This is a genomic window from Shewanella polaris (assembly GCF_006385555.1).
Classification (GTDB): Bacteria; Pseudomonadota; Gammaproteobacteria; order Enterobacterales; family Shewanellaceae; genus Shewanella; species Shewanella polaris.
The window spans coordinates 1,803,963-1,829,486 of record NZ_CP041036.1 but is presented as its reverse complement, the minus strand read 5'-3'; the positions used below and the strand labels follow the sequence as shown (position 1 = coordinate 1,829,486).

Here is a 25,524-nt window from a genome sequence, read left to right as displayed (position 1 = left end):
ATGATGAACGCCATAATAATGACAGCTATTACTAAAAACAATTATTGTGATGTCCGGACGTATTATTGAGAATTAACGTGTATTTGCTGTTAAACAATCCTATCAGCGGGATGATTCACTCCATCACCAGTAACCACATTGCCTAAATCAAATGGATTAACATCTTGTAAACAAGCTATGTTATAACCAAATTCAGTTGGGTTTGAGCGTCGTTGGTGATGAGTATAAATACCACAATGAGAACAGAAATAATGTTTCGCAGTATTGGTGTTAAATTGATAAAGCTTTAACGCGTCTTGACCTTTTACCACGCGGATCCCGTCTAATTTTACAGAACCAACAATCGCCCCTTTTCTACGACAAATTGAACAATCACAACGTCGTGGATTTTCGATGCCATTTGGCAAGGTGAGTTCAAGCTCAACGGCACCACAATGACATGTCGCTTTATGTTTCGGCTGAATGTCAGTATTTCCAACTCGCTTTATCATGAATAGATCCCTTTGCGATATCAATGCAAACATTTTGTCGTATTAAGTAAGACGTTAACTCAATAGAAGGTTGAAAACCACTAGTCTGATTCATACTAATGAGTACTAACATAATAAGACACAACAAAGCTGTAATTGATAAAGTAACAACAGCGATATTTCATTTTTTTGTTAATAATTATGTCAAACATTTATCATGATATTTTTACGTTTGTCATAGGCGCCGGAGGCTACAGATGGTATTGACTCATGATGTTCAACATCCCTAAGTAATTTCAATTAGAAATACCGATTTTCAAATGTTCGTAATTTACTCTCCTTGTGTTAATTTCATGATTACTTCATCTTCATGCTGAATTTATGCTTATAGGAATAAAATGAAAATATACATCCGCATAGGTATTCTAATCGCGACAAGCCTTACTGTTACAACAGCTGGTGCTGCGAAAATTAATAATGCCAATCAAAATCAAGTCGATCAAACACAACAAGACAATACATTATTAAAGCTTGAAGATGTATTTTCCTTAGAATATTCATCTGGCATCAACATTAGTAACGATGGCAAAGAAGTCTTTTTTGTTCGTAATTACATGGACATCAATAGCGACAAAAAGCTGAGTAATATATGGAAAGTTAATCATAAAAAGCAACTTACTCCGGTTACCGATGGCCTCAATGTTGAGTATTCACCAACATTGTCACCTGACAATACTAAGCTAGCTTATATATCAACAGCGAGTGGAACTGCCCAAGTGCACATGAACTGGTTAAATACCGGTAAATCATCACAAATTAGTCATCTAGCTCAAACACCCAATAACCTGAGCTGGTCTCCTGACGGTACTCAACTGGCTTTCACCCTATTTGTACCCACTAAACCCAAGTCGGTCGTCACGCTTCCAGGGAAACCAGAAAAGGCTAATTGGGCCGAACCTGCTATTTACGTCGATGATATGTACTATCGTACGGATGGTGTGGGGGTGAATAAGTCTGGTAAGCATCACATCTTTGTCATGTCTGCTGATGGCGGTGCACCGCGTCAACTAAGTTTTGGTCAACAAGATCACACCAGCAACCTAAGCTGGAGTAAAAATGGCCAACAGATTATCTACTCCTCGAACAATCGCGATGACAGCGATCTTGAATGGACTGACACCAATGTGTTCAGTATTGATATCAACACATTACACGTTAACCAATTAACTGACCGAACTGGGCCAGACACTTCCGCTAAAGTATCACCAGATGGGAAATTAATTGCTTATCTAGGATCAGATCAAAATAATAAAAACTACGAAAACACTGAGCTGTATGTCATGCAAATTGATGGTACCAATAAGCGTACCTTAACGGCAGATTTAGATCGCTCAGTAAATGACATAAAATGGGATAATAATAGTCAAAATATATACATAAGTTATAACGACAAGGGAGAAACCTATGTCGCCAAACAACCTTTAAATGGTAAACGGGTAATTGTTGCTAAAAACCTTGGTGGTCTTGCGTTTGGTCGACCGTACACAGGAAGCGACTTTGATGTTGCCAATGATGGTAGCATTGCTTTTACCTACTCAACACCGCAACGTCCTGCTGATGTAGCCATAACAAAAAACAATAAAACGACAGTACTCACCTCCTTAAATGAAGATGCTCTGGGCCATAAGACATTGGCTAACATTAAAGCAATTAACGTTACATCGTCATTTGACCAAAGGAACATACAAGCATGGGTGGCTTATCCACCTGGTTTTGAACAAGCTAAAAAAGCAGGGAAAAAATACCCGCTAATTCTTGAAATTCATGGTGGCCCAGTTGCCAATTATGGCCCTCATTTCGCCGCTGAAATACAATTAATGGCAGCCAGTGGCTATGTTGTGGTTTATGCCAATCCAAGGGGCAGTGACAGTTATGGTAAAGAGTTTGCCCAAACTATTTATAATAATTATCCCAGCCAAGATTACGATGATTTGATGTCAGTTGTTGACACCGTAATTGCACAAGAACCCATCAATAACGATGAATTGTATGTAACAGGAGGTTCTGGCGGAGGGGTACTGACGGCATGGATAGTTGGACACACTGATCGTTTTAAAGCTGCTGTGGTCGCCAAACCTGTCATTAATTGGGTTAGCTTTACACTAACAACAGATATACATTCATTTGTGATTAAGAATTGGTTTGAAAAAATGCCTTGGGAAGATACTGCACATTACATGAAACTCTCCCCGCTGAGTTACGTTGGTAATGTGACAACGCCGACAATGCTATTAACTGGTGAAGCCGACCTGAGGACACCAATAGCTGAAACCGAGCAATTTTACCAAGCCTTAAAATTACAAAATATTGATACTGCAATGGTGAGGATCCCCGACTCTTTCCATGGCATCTATAAAAGACCGAGTAACTTAATGAGTAAAGTTGCCCATATTTTATGGTGGTTTGAACAACATCCATAAAAACTGCATTTTAAAATAATAAAGGGATGCTAATTAGCATCCCTTTATATTTATAACTATGTCCCGTCCTGAGATAAGTTAGTATTACTGAACTTTCTCAGCAGCTAATACGCTCGCCATTGATGGCACTATTGATACTGGGTCAAGACGCATTTGAAACCAGTTTAAGCGCCAATCTAGATGCGGCCCAGTAACACGTCCTGTTGCGCCAATTTCTGCAACTTTATCACCCTGTGCGACTTTGTCTCCGACTTTTAAATACAGTTTACTCAAATGCAAAAACGTTGAGCTAACTCCATAGCCATGATCGATAATAACAGTGCCACCCGAATAAAACATATCGGGTTCTGCTAGGGTAATAACCCCATCAGCAGGAGCAACCACAACCGTACCTGTTGGACGCGCAACATCAACACCAAAATGAGGATTGCCTGGCACATCGTTATAAACACGTTGACTGCCATAAACACCTGAAATTCTGCCTGTTACAGGCCAAATAAACGATTGCATAAACGCCACTTGCTCGCTAAACAGGCCTCGGGCGGTGCGAGTCTGTTTGGCATCTTTAGCGGCCCTTGCTTGGGCGACCGGATCGGGTTTCATTATTTTTTGGCTAATACCGGTTACCCGATCGATTTTGTAATGTCTAGCCGCTATTTTTAACGGTTTAATTTCAGTTAATCCGTCTGGATAAATGACTTTAAATACTTGTTCTGGCTTAGCGTCTCTATCAAAACCTATCGCAAACTGACCGTTTGGGGTGACTTTTACCGGTTGACCATTGAGCAAAATTTTACTGCCTGCTGGCACGCCTCCTCGCACTAAAGCCCCTTGCTCAAACTGACCTTGAAATGTCACCGCAGCGACTGCGCTTGCATTTAGCCCACATAAACTGACCACCAGCATTGCCGCCGTTGAGATTGACTTTAAAATCGTATTGTTTAATAACATAATTGAAACGCATTCCTTGTTAATAGCGACAAAAAATATAAAAAAAGGGCCACCTAAAGGCAGCCCATTAATAATACGTGATTAACCTCTTACCGCAATGGCCCCTTTGCCAATACCTTCATAAGCGATAACTTTAAAGTGACTTTTAGGCTCTTTACTAGCCAATGTTTTCGCCATGTATTCTGCTAATAGCTCTACTGTGGTGTCATGGGGAATTAAGTCGCAGCAATGCTTAGGCATCGCTAATTGAAAATCACCTTGAGGCGCAACATAGTGAAAACCAAAATGAGTTTCGTCACTGATTTTAGTTTGCTTTGATAATTCAAGAGTATTAACAGGCACTAGGTCTTCTTCGGTGCCAAGGTAAATATCATTCCAACGCTCTGCCCAATATTGGTCCCATTTGGGTTCTGCGATGCCGTTTTCAAATATCGTTACTGGACTACGATGACCATGAGCAATACGTTGGCAATTACCGTCATGTTTACGTAATCCGTGGCTGTAGTGATAAAACGGGGTGTCGAGCACTTCACAGCGTAATGTCAGGCTGATGCCCTGAACATTTTCGGGTAATACTTCACGTAAGGCTTTTTTCAAAAAGTCATTCACACTTTCATAGTCAATCACTTCTGTTGGTATCAGCGCGAATGCTTGAGACGGACAGGCTAAATGTATATCACCTTTTTGACTGCTAAAATCCATCCACACTCGGTCGCCCTTTTGCTGCCAGCGCACTTCGCTACAAGCTGTAGGGATTAACAAGCGATGATCGGCAACGTCATCAATGGTGTTTTTGATGGTACGTTTTACTTTGGCAAAGTCGAGCACCATATTTTGCTCATCTAAACCGCCATCTAGTAGCACATCGACAATCCAGCTTTCGCCTACCATTCCTCGAATTGGGCAAAGATAAGAAAAATCAATAACAGTTAAATCTTTTACAAACAGTTGCATTAAAGCTCCTAGGCAGAAAAACAGTCCACCTCAGTATAAATGTATTCCAATCAGCGCATGCCAGTGGAAGGTCTATCTTACGTGATCGATATTCGTACTACTATCAACTCTTCGTCTAATATTAATCTACTATTTTCGAGCAAATAATCAAAGAGGATAAGTCATGCGTTAACATTCATAATACCGAAATAAGACCACGTTGATACCATAAAGGCTATTAACAACATTCTAAACAAAAGCTAAGCTTTGAGCGAGCGAACATTATCAATAAATGTAATAAATCAATAATGTCGCTTCAATAGACCACAATGTAAATAATATATTGATTTTCAAAAGACAACACCTACAAAAGGATGAGTGTTTTTATCGTTCATTTGGGGGGATTAGGTATTTACTTCCTAAACTCTTAGGTTGATGGTTACGTGTTGCGTGTTGTATCTTGCGAGTAAATTATGACGGTTCTTGGGATCCGCCAATAAACATCACGATTAAGGCAATAGTGAAAAAAATCTGACAACACAGTAATAAAAATAATAGAAGTGACTGCATTACACTGCTCCTTGCTAACCTATGCTGTTAAAATCTATTGTGTATGCAGATATTAGCAATCTAATACGCAAAAATTGTGCAGATTCAAAGGAGTTTTCTATACTAATAATCAAGGGCCGTGATTCTTAATGGTCGGCTAAGAGAGCATGACTTTGGTCGCCAAAGCATTAAAAAAACGACCGTCTTAATCATATTCTACTAAGTTGAAGAATTACTCTACTTTATAACCCACTCCATAAATGGAGTGTAATAACTCTTTTTGTTTACTCGCTTGGGCTAATTTATGACGTAGATTTTTCACATGACTATCAATGGTACGTGAACTAACAATACGATCGTCAACATAACAAACCTGCATTAGACTATCCCGAGAATGCACGACTCCAGGTCTTTTCATCAAAGTGTGCAATAATCTAAATTCAACGGGTGTTAATTCAACGTCTTGCTGATCGACATGACATTTAAAGCGTTCAATATTTATCTGCAAGTGCTTATAACTAATCGATTGTTCACTTTGATTACCGTGAGTATTTTCAACTCTTCTTAAAATCGTTTTAACTCGAGCGACGACTTCCCGAGCTGAAAATGGTTTACAAACATAATCGTCAGCCCCAAGCTCTAAGCCCATTAAACGGTCTATTTCATCAACCCGTGCTGTAAGCATCAATACTGGCAGCATTGAAAATTGCCTTAATTCACGACAAATTGTTAAGCCATCTTTATAGGGCAGCATAAGGTCTAAAATCATAAAGTCGATTTGTTGAGATTTTATGGTTTCAATCACATCACGACCATCATGCTGTACTAAAGTATTAAAACCTTCAAGGGTTAAAAAATCGACCAAAATCTGGGCGATTTTGGGTTCGTCTTCCACCACTAATATGGTTAATGGTTGTTGATGAACATGTTCACTCATACTCACTCCCTATGCGTAGGTAATCGAACTTCAATACAAAGTCCACCCAATAATGATGGCTTAGCTTTAATGGTGCCATCATGGGCTTCAACAATGTTTTTACAGATGGTCAAACCGAGACCAGCCCCGCTACCTCGACGAGTACGAGCACTGTCTTGGCGATATAATGGTTCAAATAAATGTTCGCATTCTTCAACACTGGCACTGGGTTTTGTATCGTTGATAGTTAATATAATCGTTTTGGCTTGCTGCGATAATTGTACGTCAATTGTTCCTGGAGAGTCAGTGTAGGCCATAGTATTCATTAACAAATTAATAAATAATTGTTCAAGGCGATGCACATCAGCAAATAAATATAAGTCTGCCTTAATCTGACTTTGTATCATTAAGCCTTTATCTTGTGCACTAGCAGCAATGCTATTAAGCGTGCTTTGTAAAGATTCACTGACGTTAACTCGTTGAAAATGATAACGCAACCCGCCAACATCTGATAAGGATAATTCATACAAATCATCGACTAAGTGTTTCATCCGTAATACTTCTTGTTCAAGTGACATTAACTGAGTGTGATCAAAGCTTCTTATCCCTGCTTTAATGGCATCAATCTCCCCACATAAAATACTTAACGGCGTCCGTAGTTCATGAGAAATATCTGCTAACCAACGATTTTTGGCACTGCGGTTTTTCGATAATGTCATTGCAAGATGATCAATATTAGCCATTAACTGGCCTAATTCATCGGCACGAGTTGGTGTAAGACGCTCATCATAATTACCTTGCGATAAATACGACACACCCAACATAACTTGTTTAACCGGAATAAGTAAAAACCGTGATAACCACCAAGCAATTGTACTGGCAAGCAGTAAACACAATAAACCAATCCACAAACTGGTCCAACGTTGTTGCTGAGAAAATGCCGTAGCCGATGATGATTCCACCTGTCGAATAGGTTTACTGTATAAATAACCCACGATGCGACTATCTAGTACCAAGGGTAAGCTTATACGGTCATCGGCATAATCAATGTCAGCCCCAGCTATAAACTGTAGATCTGCAGAATATAACCCAGTGGGTGGACCAGAATGTTGTGCATCAAGCGTTGGCCGTTGTCTAGGAGGGCCCAAACGAGACTCAGGTCCCATTGGGGGACGTTTATTGGCAGGCCTTGGTGGTCTATGTGCCCCATCATCTGGACGGTTATTTCTTGGAAACGGTGAATTTTGGGCAATGGTTTGTATTAATAACGTTTGATTAATCGATTGCCAGACCGATGTGGATTGTTGCTCTTTTTCAACTGCGTTATCGATTTGTGAACCATTGCTGTCAGCATAGAGAGTTAATAAGTCATCAGATAAGTGCTGTAAACGCTCTTGTTCTAAACCATTAATATAATCTAAAAACCCTTGGTCAAAACTCCACCTCGCTAATGATAACGTGGCAATAAGTACAATACTTGTGAGGCCAACAAAGGCCAAAAAGAGTTTTTGAGATATTTTCATAAAACACAGTATAACCAGCTATATAAACGCAAACTAGTCGCAAAAAAATAACTAATTCTAAACTCCTTAAAATCTGCACAATTACTTCACATTGTTGGGTTATATTGTAAAAATTATATTGTAATACATTACCTAGCATAGGACTGTTATCATGACCCTTAACCCAATTAGTATTGGTATACTTACCCTTAGTTTATTCACATCAGCAGCTGTTTATGCCAATCCCCATGATGGCAAGCCACCTAAAGAAGCCATTGAAGCATGCGCTAATAGTGCAGAAAACGACCAAGTTAGCTTTGAAACTCCTCGAGGTGACACAATAGAGGCTACCTGTACGTTAATGGATGGCGAACTAGTTGCGGTACCCGCTGGTGGACCAGGCGAACGACCAGAAAAATCACGCAATTAATCTTTACATAAGCGAAGGTTAATCATCATTATGATAACAATGTGATTAACGGCACAATAAATGTTGCATGGTTTGAACTGATCAGCAATTTCTTTCATAATGAAAAGCCAACACCAAGGAGCCGATATGCAAGTAAGCAGTGGTAACACCATGACGCAAATGTCATCAACTGAAAGTGCCCAAAGACCTCCTCGTCCAGACGGTCCACCTCCACCACCGCCAGGAAGTGTTCCTCCGGGGTTAGAGGATGCCGTTTTATCATTGACTGATGAAGAGCAGGAATCCACTACAGAGATGTTGGCTTCATTATCATCTGAGCAGCAAGACTCATTAAAAGCCATGTTAGATGAGTTAAAGCCAATGACTGATGGTTTGAGTGATGAAGATATTGGTAGCATCTTTTTTGAAGCACTGAGCAGTATTTATAATAGTGACAGCAGTGAAACTGCCAGCAATAGCTCGACGTCAATTCAAGTCGACACTTATGCTTAGTACGTCAGTATTTTTGTAATAAAAACAGCCAACGTTATGCGTTGGCTGTTTTATTCTGCCTTTTATAAGCTGAATATTATACTCACTATATTGTTTTGTTTTGCGTAAACACGGGTAAAAAGTCATTCAGTTCTTCCGGCAACCGTGGTTTACTAAACAAATACCCTTGTACCAAATCACAGCCATGGAGCCGCAGAAAATCTGCTTGCTCGGCTGTTTCTACGCCTTCGGCAATTATCTGTAAATTCAATGCATGCCCCAATGCAATCACTGCTTTTGCAATCGCTGTGTTATTAGGATCATGAGGGATATCCCGCACAAACGACTGATCAATTTTCAACTTATCAATGGGTAATTTTTTAATATAATTGAGTGACGAATATCCGGTACCAAAGTCGTCAATACTCAAGGCTATCCCCATCGCCCCTAATAATTTTAAGTCACGAATAATTGCATCAGGATCTTGCATCATACAAGACTCTGTTACTTCTAACTCTAAATGTTTAGCGGGCAATCCTGTTTCTAATAAAATAGATCGTACTTTATCGACAAAATCATTTCTTTGCAGTTGTAAACTGGCGACATTGACGGAAATGCGTTCAAAAGTTTTTCCTTGAGTCAGCCATTCAACCCCTTGTATACAAGCTGTTTTTAATACCCATAAACCAATATCCCAAATTAAACCAATTTTCTCAGCTAACGGAATAAACTCTCCTGGAGGGATATTACCTAAAACAGGATCTGACCAGCGAATTAACGCTTCAAATCCACAAGGTGTCAAATCAGACAATGTCAATTTTGGTTGATAAACTAAATAAAAATCTTTATTAACCAACGCTTGATGTAATGCTGTTTGCAGTTTTAATTGCACCACAGCTTGCTTAGTCATCGACTCAGTATAAAAGGCATAATTATTACGGCCATTCAATTTTGCACGATGCATCGCGGCATCTGCATTACGTAACAAGCTATCTTGGTCATCACCATCACTTGGATAAATAGCAATCCCCATACTGGCGGTCAAGCGCACCGATTGAGAGTTATCAAGTATAAATGGCCGTTCAAACACACTACGAATACGGTCAACCGATAACGTCACAGAATCAGTCCCCATAATACTGGGTATCATTACTGAAAACTCATCGCCACTTAATCGGGAGAGTACATCAAAATCAGACAAGGCATAAGACAAACGCTTAGCAAGCTCAATTAAAATCTCATCGCCTATCATATGCCCTAAACTGTCATTGATCTGTTTGAAAAAATCAATATCTAAAAAGATAATTGCCAACTGTTTTTTTGCGCGGTGGGCATGATTAACTTCTTGTTCAAGTAACGACATAAACTGCATTCTATTTGGCAGTTGGGTCAGAGGATCAAAATAAGCAAGATTTTTTAGTTTTTCTTCATTTTGTTTTTGCGCTGAAATATCGGCAAATACTGCTACATAATATTGAATGAAATTGAGCTTATCGTATACGGCACTAATAGTAATTGATTGTGGAAAGATGGCACCATGCTTTCGTCTATTCCATATTTCACCATGCCATTTACCTTGAACAAGTAATGTGTTCCACAAACGCTCAAAAAAGATCTTGGGATGACGCCCCGAATTGAGCATTCTAGGATTTTGCCCTAATACTTCTTCACGGCTATAGCCTGTAATATCTGTAAACGCTTGATTAATTTCAGTTATATTCCCTTCTCTGTCAGTAATAACCACACCTTCAACTGCATTTTGAAATACATTGGCCGCTAAAACTAACTGCTCTTCTGCCTCTTTATGCTTGGCAATATTACGGGTCATACCGATAACACCGCTTAAATCACCTTGGGCATTACGGATCGGTGATTTAATGGTTTCAATCCACACCTTATTAAAATCGATATCGACTTCTTGGCATTCTGATACCACCACAGTTTTACCTGCATTAATCGCTAAGTTATCACCTTCAAGGAATTCATCTGCGGTACGCTGATCAAAAAGCTCAATATCGGTTTTACCGACAATTTGTTGTTTTGTTTTCTGCCAAGCAAGTTCAACACTTTTATTACATACGACATATTGACCGAGAGTATCTTTAACCCAAATGTGTTCATCAAAAGCATCAATAAAAGATTGTAAATTAATATCTAGAAGCACTGAACCTTTTGCATCTACATCTAAGTCGTTTATTTGATAACGAATGGCATTGCTTAACATATTTGCTATGCGCGTTTGAATAATTGTTAACGGCTGAAACAATGGAACTTGAGAAGATTCGATATTTTTAGCACTAAAGCTGATCACTCCAATAATATGACCTTGGGGTGAACGAAGAAGTTGATGAAATATTAGGGTATCTTGCTTTGCTGATTTTTCGGAGTGATGTTGCGCAACAAGCTTCAATAAACTCGCTTCATGCAGTAATTGGGTCTTTTTGTCTATACTGTGGCTTGTACAAATAGCTTCAAAACTATTTTCAGCATTAAATTGGTAAAAAATGATAGCAAGATGAAACTCGGCAGAAATATCATTGATTTCTAGCTGCCATTCTCTTAATTTCGCTTGAGAAATAGCTTTTTTCAACATACTACCTTCCTAGATTCGTGTTTATTGAGCAATGTTCGATGCAGCAAATATTAAGCATTAGTATGTAAATTATATCAGAACCTATCCTATTAGTTGCATTTAAACAACTATCACATCAAAAATAACATATTATACCAATCCGCATTAGAATTTGCTCTTTTAGCGAAAATTATCAGTGAGGTATTCGAGGCAGCCTTTTGAAGACATAGTCGTTCTACGTTAAGAAAGGCTAACAAAGAAGCCCGCTCTGATAAATTCGCCCTTCGGGGCTGTGTCACAACCCCCATTACTGCTTCAAATGACTTTGATGTAGAAGACTACACCTACAGTCATTTTCATTGTACTGGGCCTAGTGACGCAGCCTAAAATAGATCATATTCTAATAAGGATTGGTATTAAACCCACAATAATAAAGGAGCCAACAGGCTCCTTTAAATATCATTACTATTAAATAGATAGTAATAGACTGAATGTTAACTATTTTTCAATGCTGCTATGCGTTTTTCCAATGGTGGATGGCTCATTAAAAGTTCTGTCATGGAGCGTTTGCCATTAATACCAAACGCTGACATTTGTGCTGGCATAGCACCAGATTCAGGACCTTGACGTAAACGCTCTAACGCGGCGATCATTTTTCCTTTACCAACCAGACGAGCCGAACCTTCATCAGCTTTATACTCTCGAATACGTGAAAAGTAAGCCACTATTATTGAGGCCAAAATACCAAACAACATATCCAGTACAAAAACCACCGCCATATAGGCAAACATACCTAAACCTTCGCCTTCATCATCGTTACTGGCAACAAAATTGCTAATAATTCCGGCAACAACACGTGCAGCAAAAATAACAAAGGTATTCACCACACCTTGAATTAACGTTAAGGTTACCATGTCACCATTTGCCACATGGCTGATTTCATGGGCTAATACACCTTCTATTTCATCTTGAGTCATGCCGTAGAGCAAACCTGAACTCACCGCAACTAAGGCATTATTTTTACTTGGCCCAGTGGCAAATGCGTTCAACTCTGCAGACTGATAAATAGCCACTTCTGGCATCTTAATAGCCGACTTTTCAGCTAAACGAGCAACGGTTTCAACTAACCAACGCTCGGTATGATCACGCGGTTGGGTAATAACCTCGCAACCCATGGTTTTTTTTGCCATCCATTTTGATATGGCCAAACTGATAAACGAGCCACCAAAACCAAAAATGGCAGCAAATACTAGCAATCCACTCATTGTTGAAGTATTAACTCCAAGAATAGACATCACAATTGAGGCAACCAATAAGATGGCAAAGTTGGTTGCGATCAACAAAAATATACGCTTCATTTAAGCTCCTGTAAGGCAATATGCCGATTTTTCATTACTACTATAGAGACATAATATGTCAAAAAATTAAAGTTTCAAGTGTAGTTATATTAAAAATTATTTATGACGTTTATATAGCTATGTAAAACATACAGTTGAATATTTGACAACTGGGATTAACCAAAAATTATTAAATCAAGCTCAACATGCTGCGTAATTGACAACCCTGTGTCAGCAACGATTAATCTTTGATAAACTATAAAAAAATATAACCACAAAGGATTATTCATGGCTATCAATGCATTAATGCTAAGCGCTTCACGTGTCGGCGATTCTGCTTATTTAACCCATACTGTTGAGCTTATACGCCCATTAACACAACCAGGGCAACAATGGCTGTTTATTCCTTACGCTGGTGTCAGTATGAGTTACGATGAGTATTTGACGAAAGTACAAGCAGCTCTTGAACCACTTAACATAAACATCTCTAGCATTCATCAATTTGCCGATCCCAAACAAGCGATCCAAGATACGGCAGGCATTTTAGTTGGTGGTGGCAATACATTTCAATTACTGAACGAACTGTATCGATATGACCTTATGCATTTAATCCGCGAGCAAGTCGAAAATGGCATGCCATATGTGGGATGGAGCGCAGGTTCAAACATTACCGGTTCCAGTATTCGTACTACTAACGATATGCCCATTGTTGAGCCACCCTCTTTTACCGCATTAGGTATACTACCGTTTCAATTAAATCCTCATTACACTAATTACCAAATGCCGGGTCACAATGGTGAAACTCGTGCACAACGCTTATTAGAATTTACGGTAGTCGATCCATTAACCCCAGTTATTGCAATCCAAGAAGGCAGTGCCCTATGGCGTCAAGGCGAGACACTGCAACTGATTGGCGATGAAACGGCTTACTTATTCCATGGAAAGCAACAGGAAATAGAAATTGCCGCTAATAGCGATTTGTCAGACTACCTATAATAGTTTTCTGCTATACCCCATAATGATGTGAATTGTCATTAGCACAAATAAACCCGTTATACTTAGCAAATAAGTCCAACGGGTTTATGTCCATTAGTTATTCACTAACGTATTGATTTCTTTCACTCGGGATATCGGTTAAATACTCGATAAACTCCACTTCAAACCCATTTGGGTCGATAAAATACCGACTTTTATAAGCAAGATTTTCAGCCCCCATAATGGCAACGTCAAAACCAACCAATGCTAACCTAGCAACCAATGCATCAATATTATCCACAACGTAAGCGAAATGTGCCAAACCCAATGCATTACTTTTAAGATCACGCACCTCACCCGTACCGGAATCATTTAGCGATAAATAATGGTAATCGTCGCCAAAGTGAAGCCATTTCCGTGGCGTACCATGCCAAACAGACTCGCCCCCTCCACGTACCCGCCAATGAGGAAATGCCGCTTTATAAAAAACTAATGATTCATCTAGATCGTTCACAACTAAATTTAAATGTTCTAAGCGCATATTCTATCTCCTTATTATTGATGTGACACAGCCTAATACCTCAAGTTTACTTGAGGTAAAGCGCTAATTTTGCCAAAATAATAAAAAATTTGGGGTGTATATGTCAGAAGAAGCAGTATTGAGTGTTGGCCAAGTGGCAAAACGTTGTGGAATGAATGTTTCGGCGATTCACTTTTACGAACAAAAAGGTCTGATAAAGAGCTGGCGAAATCCAGGTAATCAGCGCCGCTACCCACGAGACGTTATCAGGCGAATATCGCTCATCAAAGCCGCACAGCAATTAGGGATCTCACTCGATGAAATACGCCTAGCCTTTGCCAGCCTGCCAAATGGAAGAACTGCCACTAAACAAGATTGGATAAATTTATCTAACCTTTGGAAGCAAACCCTGACGTTGCGAATTGCCAAGATGCAAAAATTGAAAGATTCACTCGAAGGCTGCATCGGTTGTGGTTGTTTATCCATGCAAAATTGTCCACTGTATAATCCCGATGATATTCTTGGTGAACAAGGCCCCGGTCCGGTATTGTTAAATAAAATATAAAAAAGCCTAGCTTCAAAAGAAACTAGGCATCCGCAAAAAAAGCGTAAATAGGGGAGATAAAATAACGGATTAGGAACACGGCTTAAATGATAATTAACACTTAAGCCGCTAAAATAACAGCCTAACTAAGCGTATTGGTTGTGGTGATATCAATTTTACGAGGTTTCATTGCCTCTGGGATTTCACGCACTAAATCAATATTCAATAGCCCGTGTTCTAATTCCGCACCGATTACTCGTACATGATCCGCTAATTGAAAAGTACGTTCAAACCCACGCTCTGCTATGCCTTGATGAAGGTATTTCCGCTCATCACTATTAGGTGATTTATTACCTTTAACCAACAGGTTGTCGCCTTCACTCATAATATCTAATTCTGACATTGCAAAACCTGCAACAGCCATGGTGATGCGATAACGATTCTCACCTAAAAGCTCAATATTATAAGGAGGATAACCACTGTTTGTATTACTTGCAGCGGCATGTTCCGCAAGTTGTGCTAAACGATCAAAGCCGATTGCACTGCGGTAGAGAGGGGTTAAATCTGGAGAAATATTAAAATTACGCATGTTCATATCCTTGTCTAAAGCAATATGTAAAAATGACCACTTTATATATTTAGTGGTGTAATGTTTTTCACAGCCCTTTCGGCACTGTGGTAGCAAGTTTACTGAAACCTCAATCGAGCATTTCGTTAATCATTCCTGCTACAAAATTAGATATATGGACCGCCTGTAATATATCAAGTGTTGCCAGTAAATTATTTATCTAGTTGTTATTGCGCGTTAATCATCATGAATAAAATCAATAGCCAAATAATCGTTAATTTCTAGTACCATGGATTAATATTGATTTCACACTGATGACTTTTGTCACTGGTAATTTTGTTTTAAACCGTCACAATAATAGACAATAAATAAAGATAAATAAGGACACATTATGAACCCAGCAACAATGGTATTACTAATCCCTATATTGGCAATTTTAGGCAGCTTTATTGTTAGTATAATGAAGCTGAAGCAACGACAATCGCATACGACTGCAGAACAAGAAACTAACAATAAAGCACTCCACGATGAAATTAACGCCCTGCGTCAACGAATTGAAGTTCTTGAACGTGTTGTTACCGAAGATGCTTATGACCTAAAGCAAAAAATTAATAACGCTTAATCAAATGACCGACATAACAAAGCCACCGTATTGGTGGCTTTGTTGTTTAAAAAACGCTGTTAGACATTAAACTCGTTAAAGACTACTGACTAACGGCAATTGAGCGACGAAACAGTGCAAGACTGCAAACAAAAAAGATAACCCCTAATCCAATGATATTGAGTAACTCTGGCCACACAATACTAATATCGGCACCGCGAAACACAACTGCCTGAGAAAAAGCCATAAAGTGACGCGAAGGGAAAATCCATGTAAATGGTTGAATGATGTCTGGTTGGCTCTCAATCGGAGTGATCCCCCCCGAGAGTAACATCATGGGTATTATGACAATCATCAAAAGAAGTGCAAACTGTGCCATAGTACGGGCAATGGTACCGAGAAAAATCCCAATAGATGCAGCTGCAAATAAGTAGATGGTCGTACCGCCAAGTAATAACCATCGAGACCCAGCAATGGGTACATCTAATACGGTTTCGACCATGAAGAACAGTGACAACGAAAATGCAACCAACACTATCAATCCGTTAGCCCATACCTTTGACATGATAATTTGAAACGAAGTCAATGGCATCACAAGTAAATGCTCAATGGTGCCATGCTCACGTTCACGCAATAATGCTGCGCCAGTCAGTATAATAGCCAATAAGGTTACATTATCGAGCAGAGCACCGATTGAGCTAAACCACGTCATTGTTCCATTAGGGTTAAACGCCCGCCGCTGGACTAATGTCACTGGATAAGTTGTCGTTTCGTTAGAGCGATTAACAAAAAAGTTAACCTCCTTGGTTATGATGCTTTGAATATAACTGTTACCTAAGCTCGCTTGAGTCACTGCGGTAGCATCTACATCTATCTGTACACTAGGTAGGCGCCCATTACGTACGTCAGCTTCAAACCTAGGTGGAATAGTAACCACAAACATAAAGCGATCTTGATCCATTACTTGGTCAACCTCAGTAGACGAAATTTGCTCGGCTAAATTGAAATAAGGCGGATAGAAAGCGTTGGCAATGTTGCGAGAAAGCATTGAGTGGTCTTCATCAACTATGGCAATAGACGCATTATTAACTGACTCGCTGATGGCTGTTGACCGCGAATAAATCTGAGCGCTGAAGAGGAAAACGATAAGCACTACCATTACCCCGTCACCTAGAACGCTACGTAACTCTTTAGTACCGAGCCAGAAGATGTTACTCCAAGTTTTCATCAATTAAGCCTCCTGTTTTTTCAAACATACTGCAGCTAACACGACAAAGATAGGGCCGTAAATCGATAACATCATTAGGTCGCCTGTTAGGGCAAAGAAACTCAATCCTTTAGTAAATGCAGCAACACTCAAATGCATGTAATAGGTAGCCGGCCACATCATACCGATAATATATCCACCGCCTTCCAACGTTGATGTTGGCTGAACCAGTCCAGAGAAAAGCGCGGTTGGCAATAGTGACACAATCGTGGTGGCAAAAACGGCGGTAACCTGAGTTTTGGTCAGCGCTGAAACAACTAGACCAATACCTGTTGAAGCCCAAACGTAAAAAAATGCTCCTACGGTGAGGCCAAGTAGACTTCCTTTCAACGGTACTTGTAACAAAAAAACCACCAAGAAAGTCAAAATAAAAAAGTTAATCATACCAATACCGATATAAGGGATTTGCTTACCAATCAGGTATTCAAATTTATTGGTTGGCGTAACATAAAAGTTGGTAATGGTGCCGACCTCTTTCTCACGAGAAATACTCACGGCCATCAAAATGGCAGGAAAGAAAAGCAACAGCAAAGCGGGCGTTTTAGGCCCAATGGAATAAATACTCTCAAAAGAGGGGTTATAACGATAACGTGATTGGAGATCGACTTTATACAAAGCACTTGCATTAATACCAGCATCTGTCGCTAATTGTGTAAGATATCGAATATAACCGCCAGTGACATATCCCTCGATTGTGCCGGCTCTGGTAGTATTAGCGCCATCAATCCATGCAGAAATACTGGGTATCTCGCCTTTTTTTAAATCATGGCCAAAACCTGCGGGAATTTCTATCGCTAGGGTTATATCATTAGACTGAAGACGCCTTTCGAGTTCATCCTTGCTTTGTAACGCTGGCCTTTCGATAAAATAATGTGATCCTTGAAAGTTACTTATATACTGGCGACTCTCAGGTGTATGGTCAAAATCAAGCACCGCAAAAGTAAGATCCTCGATATCTAAAGATATACCATAAGCAATAACAATCAATAAAATAACACTGCCAAAAAAAGCAAAAGCCAAGCGTATCTTGTCACGCATTACCGCCATCATTTCAAGATAACTGTATGCCAACAACCTAGATAAACTAAAACCATGCTGCTTTACTTTAGTTGGCTGTGAATCAGTTAACCTTGATGATTCTCCAACTTGCATAGAATCCAAAACGGTAGGTTCTTCAGTAGTTGCTCCAATCGCTTCTTCCAGATAACTGATGAATGCCTCTTCGAGTGAGGCTGCACATTTGGCCTCTACTAGATGTTGCGGTTCATCATAAACAAGTACTTCACCAGCATGCATCAGAGAAATACGATCACAACGCAAAGCTTCATTCATAAAATGGGTAGAAATAAATATGGTCACTTTATCTCGACGTGATAACTCAACAAGTAGCTCCCAAAACTCATCGCGGGCGACGGGGTCTACACCTGAAGTAGGTTCGTCAAGAATGAGCATTTCGGGCTCGTGAATAACCGCAACAGCAAGTGAAAGACGCTGACGGATACCAAGTGGTAACGATGAAGCAAGCTCATCCATTTGATTGCGCAGCCCAAAACGGTCAACCAGTGTATTTATACGTTCTGTTGTCTTTGATGGTGAGAGATGAAACAAGCGGGCATGCAAGGTTAAGTTTTGTGAAACAGTTAATTCGCCATATAGCGAAAAAGCTTGTGACATAAACCCGACACGCTTGCGCATTTCCAGATCGTTCGCATCTACAATCTTACCGAATAAGAAAGCCTGACCTTCAGATGCAGGCAAAAGACCTGTTAGCATTTTCATCGTAGTGGTCTTGCCACAACCGTTAGAGCCAAGAAAACCAAAAATCTCGCCAGCTTGAATTTCAAAGCTAACGTTGTTGACTGCTGTAAAATCCCCGAAACGTCGCGTTAACCCCTTGGCAATAATAGCTGGTGATGCTTCCGTTTTGTTAAAAGGTGGGATAACAAGCTCTTTACCACTTCCCCGTTTTTCTTCAGGAAGCAGCCGCACAAACGTTTGTTCTAAATTTTTGGAGTTTGTTTTGATTTTTAGTTCCGCTGGTGTACCCGTATCGAGAACATGTCCAGCATCCATGGCAACCAGCCAATCAAACTCTTCGGCTTCGTCCATGTAAGCAGTAGAGACAATCACGCTCATGGTTGGCCTTTCACTACGGATCGCTTTGATTAATTGCCAAAATTGTCGTCTAGATAACGGGTCTACGCCCGTTGTTGGTTCATCCAATATCAATAGATCAGGATCATGAATAAGCGAACAGCAGAGCCCAAGCTTTTGTTTCATGCCACCAGATAACTTACCTGCTGGCCTTGATAGGAAAGCATTAAGTCCCGTTGCTTTAGTCAAGCGATCGATACGCGTTTTACGCTCAGAAGATCCTTGACCAAATAACTTGCCAAAAAAATCTAAGTTTTCGGCGACACTCAGCTCGCTATAAAGGTTCTTACCCAGACCTTGGGGCATATACGCAATACGAGGGCCAACTTCGGAGCGATGACGGGCCGAGGACATATCACCACCAAGCACCTCAAGGCTACCATGCTGCAATTTCCGAACCCCCGAAATAAGTGCTAGCAACGTCGACTTACCAACACCATCGGGACCGAGCAGGCCAACCATCATCCCAGAAGGAATGGTCAGTGACACATCTTCGATAGCATTCACTTTCTTATAGGTATGTGAAACACCCTTAATGCAGACGATAGGATAATCTTGTTGGTCCATGGTACTGCACCCACATTAGTTATTATTGACTGAGACGGGTTCGGCTTCCGGTGGTAATTTCTGAAGAAAGTCCGGCCACGGAGCAGGATTTTCTCCGGATTTAGTTGTCAGACGAATGTAAGCTACTCCACGCACCCCAGTCTTTACATCATCAATATGGCTCTTCACTAAATCTTGTGGGATACGCACCTTGACGCGAAACATAAGCTTTTCGCGTTCACTGAGAGTTTCAACCTGTTTTGGTGTAAATTGGGATTCGGGTGACACAAAACTGACTGATGCCGGAATAGCAAAATCTAAGATATCCAGTTTAATTCGAGCCTCAGCACCGATGGCAATATTATTAGCCTGGGCTGACGGTAAAAAGACTTCCATATACACATCGGCAAGGTTCACTACAGTCAGAACTTTACCACCACTCCCTAGGACTTCTCCGGGTTCGGCAAGTCGATAAATAACTCTACCAATAACAGGTGATTTGAGAACGCAATCGTCGATTTGAGTCTGGATCTCTGTAGTACTAGCTCTTACAGCGTCAACCATACGTTCTCGGTACACAAGTCCTGCTTTGGCGGCCACTAAGGCTGCTTTGGCAACGGCAACCTGACTTACACGAGTATCATAGGTTTCTTTGCTGATGTGATTATTTTTTATCAGTTCCTGTGCGCGATACAACTCTTGTTCAGCCAATACCAGTTCAGCCTTTGCCTGCTCTATGGCTGCCAAAGCTGATGCAACTTGGCTTTCAGCGCTGGCGACGTTTGCCTCTGCACCGATTAGCTGAGCTCGCAATTGATCAGTATTGATTTTAGCGACAACCTGTTCAGTTTGAACAAGGTCTCCCTCTTTCGCTAAAATGGTATCGACTCGCCCAGCTATTTTAGTTGATATATCAACCTCTACAGCTTCAATTCTTCCGTTACCGGAGGCGAATCCAGCAGCCAATGGTTGTACTTGAAAATATTGCCATAGAGCCCAACATGCAGCGATGACAATTACTAAAAGGCCACCATATATTGCTTTCTTCATAGTGTTATTCATTGTCTAAAAATCCTTCTTTCTGTAACAATAACCATTGTTTCAAAGCCGGAAACCAACTGCGCGTCGTCTTCAGCTAAAAGTATCCAATATCTTCCACTAAGTTGAATCAACTATCTTCATTATATGCCTATTAAATGACTATATTGGACCGTTGAACAATTAAATAATCGGCCAAGAAAGCCTAGATATGCAAAAATCTGTTATACATAAAATGAGGAGAGATAACAATGCGGTGTAATTGACCAAGCACCAATCAAAACGGAAAAACCATCCGGTGCGAGATTGTAAAACTGTCATCCTCACAGATAAATCCAGATATAATTTGTCGATGTTTTTATTTTACTCGCAATATCTGCAATTGATAATAATTTTACTCAGTAGCTAGCTTTAATCAAACCTAACACTACTAAAACAGTAAATAAGATCATAAACCTAACTAAATTTTGTAACAACGAGTTCAGTTAAACTTTGATATAGATCTCATTATTAGCTTAAAGCGATCAAGTAACTAGAATTAACACGAGCTAAACAGAACTATCTTATTCAACTTGATTAAGCATTTTACCCAACAACCTATCTAAAAGTTCTATCTCATAAACCGAAAAATTTACCAGTAAGCCACGCTGTATTTCTAACCATTCTATTACTCCATTTTCGATACGTTTCTTCCATACACCAGTAAACCAGTCCATGTGAGCAGATTTATCGTTAATAAAAGCAACACCTAATATCGTGCCATCACCCTCTAGTCGTTTCATTAATCCTATTACTTGCCTAGAAGGCGCAGAACTCACGCTGAACTATGTGGCAACACTTGAAGCAAACCATTCGGATAGATATGCTCTTGTTATCATAGATGGCGCGGGGTGGTATACGGATGATATAGCCAAAGACTTCAATAATTTATCGGTCCTAAATTACCACCCTATTCTCTAGAGCTAAATCCAATAGAACAGGCATGGCAATGGCTAAGACAGCACTGTTTAGCCAATAGGTGTTTTGAAGGTTATAACGATATTGTTGAGCAGTATTGCAGTGCTTGGAATACGTTTATTCAGTGCAAGGACAGAGTAAAAAGTTTGTGTACAAGAGACTGGGCTAATATGGGCAAAGTCTAATGCGGATTGGTATTATGTTCAGATAAACCAAGCCCTAATTTCAACGATGAACAGACGTAAAAAAGCCCGCTATATAATAGCGGGCTGTCTCACGACTCTTTCAAGTCAATTAGGCGCCTGGAAATGACCTACTCTCACATGGGGAGACCCCACACTACCATCGGCGATACTGTGTTTCACTTCTGAGTTCGGAATGGGATCAGGTGGTGCCACAACTCTATGGTTTCCAGACAAATTTTGCTTATCTAACGCATTCTTCTTCTTGATGCATTAAATAATAATTCGGAAAGCTGATTATGCTTTATTAAAGCGTACTTGAGTCTCTCACACTGTCTAAGCGCTCTATTCTAACACTAAGGTCATGCTCCCTTTAGTACGACCTCCATGGAAGGAGGAAGTGCTAGAAAATGTCGGGAACATTTTCAGTAAAACCCATCTGGGTTGTATGGTTAAGCCTCACGGGTCATTAGTACAAGTTAGCTCAACGCCTCACAACGCTTACACACCTTGCCTATCAACGTAGTAGTCTCCTACGGCCCTTTAGAGAGCTTAAAGCTCTAGGGATGACTCATCTTAGGACTCGCTTCCCGCTTAGATGCTTTCAGCGGTTATCGATTCCGAACGTAGCTACCGGGCAATGCTATTGGCATAACAACCCGAACACCAGCGGTTCGTCCACTCCGGTCCTCTCGTACTAGGAGCAGCTTCCTTCAATCATCCAACGCCCACGGCAGATAGGGACCGAACTGTCTCACGACGTTCTGAACCCAGCTCGCGTACCACTTTAAATGGCGAACAGCCATACCCTTGGGACCGACTTCAGCCCCAGGATGTGATGAGCCGACATCGAGGTGCCAAACACCGCCGTCGATATGAACTCTTGGGCGGTATCAGCCTGTTATCCCCGGAGTACCTTTTATCCGTTGAGCGATGGCCCTTCCATTCAGAACCACCGGATCACTATGACCTACTTTCGTACCTGCTCGACGTGTATGTCTCGCAGTTAAGCTGGCTTATGCCATTGCACTAACCGTACGATGTCCGACCGTACTTAGCCAACCTTCGTGCTCCTCCGTTACTCTTTGGGAGGAGACCGCCCCAGTCAAACTACCCACCAGGCACTGTCCCGAACCCCGATAAGGGGCCGCGGTTAGAACATCAAAACTACAAGGGTGGTATTTCAAGATTGACTCCACTCTGACTAGCGTCAAAGTTTCAAAGTCTCCCACCTATCCTACACATGTAGGTTCAATGTTCAGTGCCAAGCTATAGTAAAGGTTCACGGGGTCTTTCCGTCTAGCCGCGGGTATACGGCATCTTCACCGCAATTTCAACTTCACTGAGTCTCGGCTGGAGACAGCGTGGCCATCATTACGCCATTCGTGCAGGTCGGAACTTACCCGACAAGGAATTTCGCTACCTTAGGACCGTTATAGTTACGGCCGCCGTTTACCGGGGCTTCGATCATGAGCTTCTCCGAAGATAACCCAATCAATTAACCTTCCGGCACCGGGCAGGCGTCATACCGTATACGTCATCTTGCGATTTTGCACATTACTGTGTTTTTGATAAACAGTTGCAGCCACCTGGTATCTGCGACTGCCGTCAGCTTAGGGAGCAAGTCCCATCACCGACAGCAGCGTACCTTCTCCCGAAGTTACGGTACCATTTTGCCTAGTTCCTTCAGCCGAGTTCTCTCAAGCGCCTTGGTATTCTCTACCCGACCACCTGTGTCGGTTTGGGGTACGATTTCTACTAACCTGAAGCTTAGAAGATTTTCCTGGAAGCATGGCATCAACTACTTCATCACCTTAGTGACTCGTCATCAGCTCTCAACCTGTACATTTAAGTACGTATTCCCGGATTTGCCTAAGAATACAGCCTACTACCTTAAACGCGGACTACCAACGCCGCGCTAGCCTAGCCTTCTCCGTCTCTCCATCGCAGTTAGCAGAAGTACAGAATATTAATCTGTTTTCCCATCGATTACGCCTTTCGGCCTCACCTTAGGGGTCGACTCACCCTGCCCCGATTAACGTTGGACAGGAACCCTTGGTCTTTCGGCGAGGGAGTTTTTCACTCCCTTTATCGTTACTCATGTCAGCATTCGCACTTCTGATACGTCCAGTGTGGGTTACCCCTTCACCTTCAACCGCTTACAGAACGCTCCTCTACCGCGCACACCTAATGGCATGCACCCGTAGCTTCGGTGGTATGTTTAGCCCCGTTAAATCTTCCGCGCAGGCCGACTCGACTAGTGAGCTATTACGCTTTCTTTAAATGATGGCTGCTTCTAAGCCAACATCCTAGCTGTCTAAGCCTTCCCACATCGTTTCCCACTTAACATACACTTTGGGACCTTAGCTGACGGTCTGGGTTGTTTCCCTTTTGACAACGGACGTTAGCACCCGCTGTCTGTCTCCCGAGTAGTACTCATTGGTATTCGGAGTTTGCAAAGGGTTGGTAAGTCGGGATGACCCCCTAGCCTTAACAGTGCTCTACCCCCAATGGTATTCGCTCGAGGCGCTACCTAAATAGCTTTCGAGGAGAACCAGATATCTCCGAGTTTGATTGGCCTTTCACCCCCAGCCACAAGTCATCCGCTCATTTTTCAACATAAGTCGGTTCGGTCCTCCAGTTGATGTTACTCAACCTTCAACCTGCCCATGGCTAGATCACTCGGTTTCGGGTCTACGCCTTGCAACTAAACGCGCAGTTAACACTCGGTTTCCCTACGGCTCCGCTATTCGCTTAACCTCGCTACAAAACGTAAGTCGCTGACCCATTATACAAAAGGTACGCAGTCACGGTCTCAAGAACCGCTCCCACTGCTTGTACGTACACGGTTTCAGGTTCTATTTCACTCCCCTCACAGGGGTTCTTTTCGCCTTTCCCTCACGGTACTGGTTCACTATCGGTCAGTCAGGAGTATTTAGCCTTGGAGGATGGTCCCCCCATATTCAAACAGGATGTCACGTGTCCCGCCTTACTCGTTTTCATCTATGGTTAGTTTTCATGTACGGGGCTATCACCCTGTGCCGCTGTGCTTTCCAACACATTCCACTAACACCCCATAGACTTAAGGGCTAATCCCCGTTCGCTCGCCGCTACTAGGGGAATCTCGGTTGATTTCTTTTCCTCCGGGTACTTAGATGTTTCAGTTCCCCGGGTTTGCCTCACTACACTATGTATTCATGTAGTGATAACAGCTTATGCTGCTGGGTTTCCCCATTCGGATATCGTTAGCTCAAATGCTTATTACTAGCTCGCCAACGCTTTTCGCAAGTTATTACGTCCTTCATCGCCTCTGACTGCCAAGGCATCCACCGTATACGCTTAGTCACTTAACCATACAACCCAAATGAGTCTTTCTTTTTTCGCTTGTTACTCATCACGCTGTCGTTATTGTGAATCTCATTCGTCAGTCATGTAGCGCTGCTACACTCCTTCCTCATTCGCTTCACGGCTTAGACACCGTTTCGATTAACTGCGCTTACCTTTTGAATGAACAAATGATAAGAAAAACAGGGTCGTATTATGACCAGCTGGTTTTTACTT

General features: G+C 41.3%; 19 protein-coding genes, 2 rRNA genes and 1 pseudogene. 7 read left to right on the top strand and 15 right to left on the bottom strand.

The window, feature by feature from the left end; translation table 11 throughout:
* Positions 1-89: 89 nt before the first annotated feature.
* The gene (locus tag FH971_RS08015) at positions 90-491 is read right to left on the bottom strand and encodes a GFA family protein (protein WP_140233947.1); all 402 of its coding nucleotides are present in this window, start codon (positions 489-491) and stop codon (positions 90-92) included.
* A 377-nt stretch (positions 492-868) separates the two neighbouring features.
* On the opposite strand from FH971_RS08015, the gene FH971_RS08010 reads away from it, so the two are divergent.
* A complete protein-coding gene (locus FH971_RS08010) occupies positions 869-2,950 on the top strand; it encodes a S9 family peptidase (RefSeq protein ID WP_140233946.1) in 2,082 nt (693 codons plus the stop codon).
* An 84-nt stretch (positions 2,951-3,034) separates the two neighbouring features.
* Here FH971_RS08010 and FH971_RS08005 read toward each other — a convergent pair whose 3' ends face one another.
* From FH971_RS08005 to FH971_RS07990, 4 genes are all read right to left on the bottom strand, one after another.
* The gene (locus FH971_RS08005) at positions 3,035-3,856 is read right to left on the bottom strand and encodes a M23 family metallopeptidase (RefSeq protein WP_240778491.1); all 822 of its coding nucleotides are present in this window, start codon (positions 3,854-3,856) and stop codon (positions 3,035-3,037) included.
* A 126-nt stretch (positions 3,857-3,982) separates the two neighbouring features.
* Positions 3,983-4,855 (bottom strand): 6-carboxytetrahydropterin synthase, encoded by an 873-nt coding sequence (locus tag FH971_RS08000; protein WP_137221200.1) that lies wholly within the window; start codon positions 4,853-4,855, stop codon positions 3,983-3,985.
* Between the two features lie 760 nt (positions 4,856-5,615).
* Entirely contained in the window at positions 5,616-6,320 is a 705-nt protein-coding gene (locus tag FH971_RS07995; RefSeq protein ID WP_137221202.1) for a response regulator, read from the bottom strand.
* A gap of 2 nt (positions 6,321-6,322) precedes the next feature.
* Positions 6,323-7,822, bottom strand: coding sequence for an ATP-binding protein (locus FH971_RS07990; RefSeq protein WP_140233944.1), 1,500 nt, complete (start codon positions 7,820-7,822; stop codon positions 6,323-6,325).
* Positions 7,823-7,973: 151 nt separating this feature from the next.
* Here FH971_RS07990 and FH971_RS07985 point away from each other — a divergent pair, with 151 nt between their 5' ends.
* Both FH971_RS07985 and FH971_RS07980 read left to right on the top strand, forming a co-directional pair.
* The gene (locus tag FH971_RS07985) at positions 7,974-8,231 is read left to right on the top strand and encodes a hypothetical protein (RefSeq protein WP_137221205.1); all 258 of its coding nucleotides are present in this window, start codon (positions 7,974-7,976) and stop codon (positions 8,229-8,231) included.
* 126 nt (positions 8,232-8,357) lie between these two features.
* A complete protein-coding gene (locus tag FH971_RS07980; protein ID WP_140233943.1) occupies positions 8,358-8,723 on the top strand; it encodes a hypothetical protein in 366 nt (121 codons plus the stop codon).
* Positions 8,724-8,808: 85 nt separating this feature from the next.
* Here the strand turns inward: FH971_RS07980 and FH971_RS07975 are convergent, their stop codons facing one another.
* Together FH971_RS07975 and htpX are read right to left on the bottom strand one after the other, a co-directional pair.
* The gene (locus tag FH971_RS07975) at positions 8,809-11,295 is read right to left on the bottom strand and encodes a putative bifunctional diguanylate cyclase/phosphodiesterase (RefSeq protein ID WP_140233942.1); all 2,487 of its coding nucleotides are present in this window, start codon (positions 11,293-11,295) and stop codon (positions 8,809-8,811) included.
* A gap of 473 nt (positions 11,296-11,768) precedes the next feature.
* Positions 11,769-12,632, bottom strand: a complete 864-nt coding sequence (gene htpX / locus FH971_RS07970; protein ID WP_137221212.1) for a protease HtpX — start codon at positions 12,630-12,632, stop codon at positions 11,769-11,771.
* A gap of 267 nt (positions 12,633-12,899) precedes the next feature.
* Between htpX and pepE the strand changes: the two genes are divergently transcribed.
* Entirely contained in the window at positions 12,900-13,607 is a 708-nt protein-coding gene (gene pepE, locus FH971_RS07965; protein ID WP_140233941.1) for a dipeptidase PepE, read from the top strand.
* Positions 13,608-13,704: 97 nt separating this feature from the next.
* Here pepE and FH971_RS07960 read toward each other — a convergent pair whose 3' ends face one another.
* Positions 13,705-14,127: a VOC family protein gene (locus tag FH971_RS07960; protein ID WP_140233940.1), complete on the bottom strand. Its 423-nt coding sequence runs from the start codon at positions 14,125-14,127 to the stop codon at positions 13,705-13,707.
* 100 nt (positions 14,128-14,227) lie between these two features.
* On the opposite strand from FH971_RS07960, the gene soxR reads away from it, so the two are divergent.
* Positions 14,228-14,671 carry a redox-sensitive transcriptional activator SoxR gene (gene soxR, locus FH971_RS07955; RefSeq protein WP_140233939.1) on the top strand — a complete coding sequence of 148 codons (444 nt, stop codon included), beginning with the start codon at positions 14,228-14,230 and terminating at the stop codon, positions 14,669-14,671.
* 121 nt (positions 14,672-14,792) lie between these two features.
* Here soxR and FH971_RS07950 read toward each other — a convergent pair whose 3' ends face one another.
* Positions 14,793-15,239, bottom strand: a complete 447-nt coding sequence (locus tag FH971_RS07950) for an Hsp20 family protein (protein ID WP_137221220.1) — start codon at positions 15,237-15,239, stop codon at positions 14,793-14,795.
* Positions 15,240-15,609: 370 nt separating this feature from the next.
* Between FH971_RS07950 and FH971_RS07945 the strand changes: the two genes are divergently transcribed.
* Positions 15,610-15,840: a phage shock protein B gene (locus tag FH971_RS07945; protein ID WP_137221222.1), complete on the top strand. Its 231-nt coding sequence runs from the start codon at positions 15,610-15,612 to the stop codon at positions 15,838-15,840.
* 82 nt (positions 15,841-15,922) lie between these two features.
* Here the strand turns inward: FH971_RS07945 and FH971_RS07940 are convergent, their stop codons facing one another.
* From FH971_RS07940 to FH971_RS07925, 4 genes are all read right to left on the bottom strand, one after another.
* A complete protein-coding gene (locus tag FH971_RS07940; protein ID WP_140233938.1) occupies positions 15,923-17,047 on the bottom strand; it encodes an ABC transporter permease in 1,125 nt (374 codons plus the stop codon).
* Between the two features lie 3 nt (positions 17,048-17,050).
* The gene (rbbA, locus tag FH971_RS07935; RefSeq protein WP_140233937.1) at positions 17,051-19,807 is read right to left on the bottom strand and encodes a ribosome-associated ATPase/putative transporter RbbA; all 2,757 of its coding nucleotides are present in this window, start codon (positions 19,805-19,807) and stop codon (positions 17,051-17,053) included.
* Between the two features lie 15 nt (positions 19,808-19,822).
* Entirely contained in the window at positions 19,823-20,752 is a 930-nt protein-coding gene (locus FH971_RS07930) for an HlyD family secretion protein (RefSeq protein ID WP_240778459.1), read from the bottom strand.
* A gap of 635 nt (positions 20,753-21,387) precedes the next feature.
* Positions 21,388-21,606 carry a hypothetical protein gene (locus tag FH971_RS07925; protein WP_140233935.1) on the bottom strand — a complete coding sequence of 73 codons (219 nt, stop codon included), beginning with the start codon at positions 21,604-21,606 and terminating at the stop codon, positions 21,388-21,390.
* Positions 21,607-21,682: 76 nt separating this feature from the next.
* On the opposite strand from FH971_RS07925, the pseudogene FH971_RS07920 reads away from it, so the two are divergent.
* Positions 21,683-21,966: pseudogene (locus FH971_RS07920) on the top strand (transposase); the annotation flags it as partial.
* A gap of 115 nt (positions 21,967-22,081) precedes the next feature.
* On the opposite strand, the gene rrf reads toward FH971_RS07920, so the two are convergent.
* Positions 22,082-22,197, bottom strand: a 5S ribosomal RNA gene (gene rrf / locus FH971_RS07915).
* A gap of 214 nt (positions 22,198-22,411) precedes the next feature.
* Positions 22,412-25,316 (bottom strand): 23S ribosomal RNA (locus FH971_RS07910).
* Positions 25,317-25,524: the final 208 nt, after the last annotated feature.

Coding starts and splice junctions, on each gene's coding strand:
- pepE (WP_140233941.1), top strand. CDS start 12,900: ATGGCTATCAATGCATTAATGCTAAGCGCTTCACGTGTCGGCGATTCT.
- FH971_RS08010 (WP_140233946.1), top strand. CDS start 869: ATGAAAATATACATCCGCATAGGTATTCTAATCGCGACAAGCCTTACT.
- FH971_RS07995 (WP_137221202.1), bottom strand. CDS start 6,320: ATGAGTGAACATGTTCATCAACAACCATTAACCATATTAGTGGTGGAA.
- FH971_RS07985 (WP_137221205.1), top strand. CDS start 7,974: ATGACCCTTAACCCAATTAGTATTGGTATACTTACCCTTAGTTTATTC.
- FH971_RS08005 (WP_240778491.1), bottom strand. CDS start 3,856: ATGCTGGTGGTCAGTTTATGTGGGCTAAATGCAAGCGCAGTCGCTGCG.
- FH971_RS07925 (WP_140233935.1), bottom strand. CDS start 21,606: ATGAAACGACTAGAGGGTGATGGCACGATATTAGGTGTTGCTTTTATT.
- FH971_RS07975 (WP_140233942.1), bottom strand. CDS start 11,295: ATGTTGAAAAAAGCTATTTCTCAAGCGAAATTAAGAGAATGGCAGCTA.
- FH971_RS07980 (WP_140233943.1), top strand. CDS start 8,358: ATGCAAGTAAGCAGTGGTAACACCATGACGCAAATGTCATCAACTGAA.
- htpX (WP_137221212.1), bottom strand. CDS start 12,632: ATGAAGCGTATATTTTTGTTGATCGCAACCAACTTTGCCATCTTATTG.
- FH971_RS07990 (WP_140233944.1), bottom strand. CDS start 7,822: ATGAAAATATCTCAAAAACTCTTTTTGGCCTTTGTTGGCCTCACAAGT.
- FH971_RS07960 (WP_140233940.1), bottom strand. CDS start 14,127: ATGCGCTTAGAACATTTAAATTTAGTTGTGAACGATCTAGATGAATCA.
- FH971_RS07940 (WP_140233938.1), bottom strand. CDS start 17,047: ATGAAAACTTGGAGTAACATCTTCTGGCTCGGTACTAAAGAGTTACGT.
- FH971_RS08000 (WP_137221200.1), bottom strand. CDS start 4,855: ATGCAACTGTTTGTAAAAGATTTAACTGTTATTGATTTTTCTTATCTT.
- FH971_RS08015 (WP_140233947.1), bottom strand. CDS start 491: ATGATAAAGCGAGTTGGAAATACTGACATTCAGCCGAAACATAAAGCG.
- FH971_RS07950 (WP_137221220.1), bottom strand. CDS start 15,239: ATGCGTAATTTTAATATTTCTCCAGATTTAACCCCTCTCTACCGCAGT.
- FH971_RS07945 (WP_137221222.1), top strand. CDS start 15,610: ATGAACCCAGCAACAATGGTATTACTAATCCCTATATTGGCAATTTTA.
- soxR (WP_140233939.1), top strand. CDS start 14,228: ATGTCAGAAGAAGCAGTATTGAGTGTTGGCCAAGTGGCAAAACGTTGT.
- rbbA (WP_140233937.1), bottom strand. CDS start 19,807: ATGGACCAACAAGATTATCCTATCGTCTGCATTAAGGGTGTTTCACAT.